Raw genomic sequence first — 4769 nt, 5'->3', positions numbered from 1 at the left:
GGCGTTCACGCAAAAAGCGAGAGTAAACGCGTTTCGCCGAAAGTTTACAAGCCCAGCCCTATGTCATTGAAAGTAAACATGTTCTTCCGAACCCGGGAAGCGGCGCGCACATGTGTATAAGCCGATGGGCATAAGCATGCAGAGATGCGATGCGGCATCGCTCGACGGCCTGGCTAAGTCAGCGCATCGAATGGCCGCGCCTCCCCCCCCGGCGACAATTCGCCCCGCGCGCGGGCAGCAATTTTTGCTGAGGAGCTGCCCCCCGCATCCTCGAGGTCAGACGGATAGATCACCTGGACCGAGCCAACATCGGGCCTCACCCATGTATTGCTCGCGTCGCTTCGGTATCTGAACAATGACAGTCCGGCAAACGCAGCGGTGCGATACGCGTGGGCCTGCGATACGGACAGGCGAGTAATGCGCCAGGAGTCAGGATTATCGAGCACAACCGAGAGCTGCCGTCCTTCCGAACTTAGCGTGTTAAGCGCACGCGCCGCGCGCGGCCATAGCTCGAGCGTAATGTCGATAGGCAGAGCCCGCTTGGTCGCATTGTCTGCGATGTGCAGGACGATGTCGGCGACATCCGGCGCATACCGTTCCAGCGAACTCAGCTGAGGCAACCGACGACGATCGATGTAGCGCGTAGTCAAACCATAGGAGACATTCGTGATATCGCCGTTCTCCGCGCGCGTTATCGACGGTGCGAACGTCAGCTTTTTGGCGGGGCCGAAGTCCGTAATGAATAGTTCAATCCACGTCGGAATCTTTTCCTGAATTTCCAGCAAACCACCTACCTTCGAATGAGGCGAGAGCGGCGACTTCGCATCTTTGATGTATGAGCCCTGCATCTCGGTCACGCCGATCCATTTGCGATTGCCAGTCAGCGCGACATCCATCCCCGTCTCCGTCGTTTCGGTGCCGGCAGGATTTCGCCGAACTTCCTGGCCTTGCGTCGACTTCAATTCTCCGGTCACTTGTAACAAGCCTGAACCCACGATCTTGAAGCGTCGATGCGAATCGCTTTTCGGCGTAAATATGCCAACCGCTGCGATCACCACCTGAGCATCGACCGTGGAGTCGAAGCGCTGGGAAGATCGGGAAACCTCGATCAGTGTGCCGGCCGCGTCGAGCAAATCCGAAACGGTAGTCTCCCCGCTCATGAGTCCAGCCACCACATGTTCGGCGCTACCTTGGCCATCCTCCTTGACATGGAGCACAATGCCATTGTCGTTGCGAAAGGTGATCCCGAGAAGATTGGGAATGAGTTCGATCCCACCATATCCAAGACCAAGCGCCGTAGACACCATTCCCAACTTCACATCATGTATCCGGTTCTGTTCGAAACGGCCCGCCCCCCACATCATCTTCACGCCCGTCAGGTTGCAGACGCTCTCCTCGAGGTTATCCAACGCTATTTCGACGCCATCGACCGTGCGCACCATTGTGAGACGGCGGCCACGCGACAGACCAACATATGGCTGCCATTGCAAATTTGGAAATATATTCAATGGGATATTGAGGAAATTCCGCGTGGCGTCTCGAGATTCGGGGCGCCCTTGTGTCAGGCGATCAGTGAGACTCACGACGGTACCCGTACCATCTGCATCGAGACCAGCGTGCCAGCCCTCCTCCAGCACGATCTGCTCCCCGGTTTTCAGTTCGCGAAATATCTGCCTGTAGACAGCTTGCAGATCTTCATCGGCCACCATGCCCTGAAACGTGGCTGCCCTGCGAATGGCGCGATCCGGATGACTGGCGATCGCAGCGCCGCGCTGCAGCCGCGCCAACAACCGCTGCGTTTGCGGAGCATAGAGTTGCTTTCTGAACAGCCGGCTCACGACGTCGTCCTGCATCGCCCAAACCGCTTCGTCGATATCCATCTGCGCGGGAGGCTGGGACGCCGACACCTTTTTCAGTGCATTCTCGACGACCAACTGATCGTGCACGAGCTTACCGACGACTATTCCTACCTCGCGGTGATCATGTGCCGTCAGCACCACACCGAACGGAAGTGCGCCGGGCATAGCGGGTACAACATTGACTGACTCCAGTGAGCACCCGGGAGCCAGCACGCAAACGCCGTGCTCGATCAGCGCCTGCAGGCGCGCCGATATCTCACGATCACGAGCGTCGATGGAGGGCAGCGCCGATTCCGCTTGCAACGGCTGTCCGTGTCGATCCGCGCTCGTGGATACTGCGTCACGCTCATCGGCAGCGTGTAACGTCGCCATACGCCGCTTGAAAAGCGCATAAAGAATGTTCCCCTCCGCGTTGGCCATCTCGCCGGGCGCCTTGAACGCATCGAGCATTGCATTGCTCTGCGGTTTCTCCTCCGCCAAGTGCGATGCCTGCCGGTCCGACCCGCTTAAGCCGAGTACGCGTTCGAGACGCGTCAACGCGACGAGAGCGTCGGTTCGACAGCTTTCGAAAATGGCCGTAAGCGGCTGCGTTTGCAGCAAGACCGATGATGGATTCGGCGCTTGCTCGCGCAGGAGCGCATTTGCCTCGTTCTCCAGTTGCTCGTCCACTGCCTCGACACTTGCTTCCTGAAACGCACGGCGAAAGCTCGAAACGTCGCGAAACCTTGCAAATTGCTTATCGACGCCGCTACTGCCGTCGAGCGTGAGCGCACGCTCGAATTCGTCGATCATGCCGCGCGCCACTTCCTCGCTTCGCTCCCGGTGGCTGGGACTGCCACCCTCTGCGAGGCGGCCGTTCACTTCGGACGCGGCTCTCAATGCAGCCCCGAGATCACGTGCGACCTTGCGCAGTTGAACGATCAAAAACGCGTGAACTGCGTCGTTGCTGCCGGGCCGCGCGTAAACGTCGAATTCGAGTCTGTGTTCGTCGATGAGCTGGCCAACACGGCTAATGAGCTTGCCACCGGGCGTATCGCTGTCAAAACCCGAAAACAGCTTCTTCAACTGGCGCTCAAGCCGATGTAGCGCGTTGTTGTCCGACCTGAGAGCGATGTCATGAGCCCCAAACAAACGCGAGCGCAACGAGGCAAACAGTCGCTCATCCGTCAACGCAATGGAAAATCGCTGGTAATCGGCATTTCCTTCGGCTGCACCGCCAGACAAGCCTAATGCATCGTCTATCCGATCCAGCGCCACATTTGCATTTTTAATCAGCCGATCGGCAATAGTATCGTGCAGCCTCTGCTTGGCACCACGCGCCCGGACACCGACGGAAACAGCAGGCAGAAAAGGCACCAGCGAGGCGTGTGCACTCGAAAGGCACCTCTCCCCGATGTCGAGTTCGGCACGCAGAGCTGCGCTGGCGGCGGCACCTTCCGTCTGGATTCCCAAGTGAGCGCGAAAGTAATTGGCCCAACGCTCGGTCAGCGGCAAAGCGTCAGCTGGCGTACGACCGGAAAACTGTAAACGCTCACCCGTGCGAAAAGCGGCCAGCTTGCGTTGGAAGAGACTCGTGCCGGCCGTATCGATCGGCCGGTTGCCTGGCATGAATGGCGTCCCCAGTATCACGTTGGCCGTTGACGACGCTCTACCGGCAAACCGCGCATAGCTTTGTTTCAGCAACGGTATCGAACCCCAGCGCCATTGCCGATCGCCAGGCGCGAGTGACCACCATGAGCCCTTCTCGTGTCCGGGGCGCACTGCCCTGAGGCCCTCGGCTGCGATCGCGCCGTCCGCCAGTGTGGTGATGTGCGTGAATTCAAAGTATTCGGGAACATCGAGGCGCCGCCAGGCGCACGCCCCGCGCTCGGCGATGTCATCCGGATAACCTCGCCACATCTGGCTCCGATCATCGAGCACATATAGACAGCCGTCCGTGCCAATCGCGATCGAGACGGGATGAATACAACGATGAGAATCCGAGGATCTTTGCGACGGTGCGGGTAATGGCAGGCGAGTACGCTTGGCCCCGATTGCATCGACCCAATATAGCCAGTGGGCATCATCTACGCGTGGCACCTTTTTCAGAAGCGTGAGCGCCTCTATCGATGAAATTGCGAAATCAATCAGTTTCCCGTCTCCGCGCGTGAGTCGCGTCAACAACTGTGCTCCGCGGTCATCCAGACGCCAAAGACCGCCGTCGGACGCCGCATAAGCCTGTCCATTTGCTCCGAGCTTGAGCTTACGTATTCCACTTAAGTCCAGCGAACGCCAATCGGCAGCTCCATTGTCCCACCGATAAATCGCCCTTCTTCGCAGCGCGAAGCCTTCGCCATCTCGCGTGACAACGTCAGTCCGCTCTGCTGTTCCAACGTTCGTCCGGACACCCGACGCGCGCTCACCCGCCGGCGACAGGTCTCGATTCGTCAACTGAACGCGATTGTTTTTATTGCCACCCCGCTGCGGGCGAGTGGACGTTGGCAATCTCGGGTCGACAAATCGACGAGCACGGGGGACATCCGCGCCAATCTCCGCGTGGGGTTCCGGATTCGAATGCACGGCCGCCATGCCGGGTTCCGGCGAATGGGAAATTCGGTGAAACGTGGTCATTCCGTCTCCTCGATGGCGACCGTTCAATTAGTATTAGTCACGGAAGCTCCGTTAAAATACCATCATTGATTTAATCGCACTTATGGTTATTAGCCGCGACAAACGGCCGATGAACGATGACTATAAAACTATATATTAAATTTCCCGAACATGGCTTCGCGTTTCACTCCATATTTTCGCCTCTTTTGAATTCCGAGTGGGTGATGTTAGCGGGTCAAGGGCGGGCGTAAGCCCGGCGCAGCGAACCCTTGAGGCGCTCTGAATCGACAAGCTGAGGTATGGCTGGTTGCGGCAGAATGC

1 protein-coding gene is annotated in these 4769 nt (G+C 58.3%); it reads right to left on the bottom strand.

Features of this window, described 5'->3' with window-relative positions:
• Nucleotides 1-173 precede the first annotated feature (173 nt).
• Nucleotides 174-4469: a hypothetical protein gene (locus GWC77_RS26880; RefSeq protein WP_173262290.1), complete on the bottom strand. Its 4296-nt coding sequence runs from the start codon at nt 4467-4469 to the stop codon at nt 174-176.
• Nucleotides 4470-4769 lie beyond the last annotated feature (300 nt).

The sequence above is a fragment of the Paraburkholderia sp. NMBU_R16 genome, from assembly GCF_013282575.1.
Classification (GTDB): Bacteria; Pseudomonadota; Gammaproteobacteria; order Burkholderiales; family Burkholderiaceae; genus Trinickia.
Note: the sequence above shows the minus strand (reverse complement) of the source record. Positions and strands in the feature narration are given on the sequence as shown.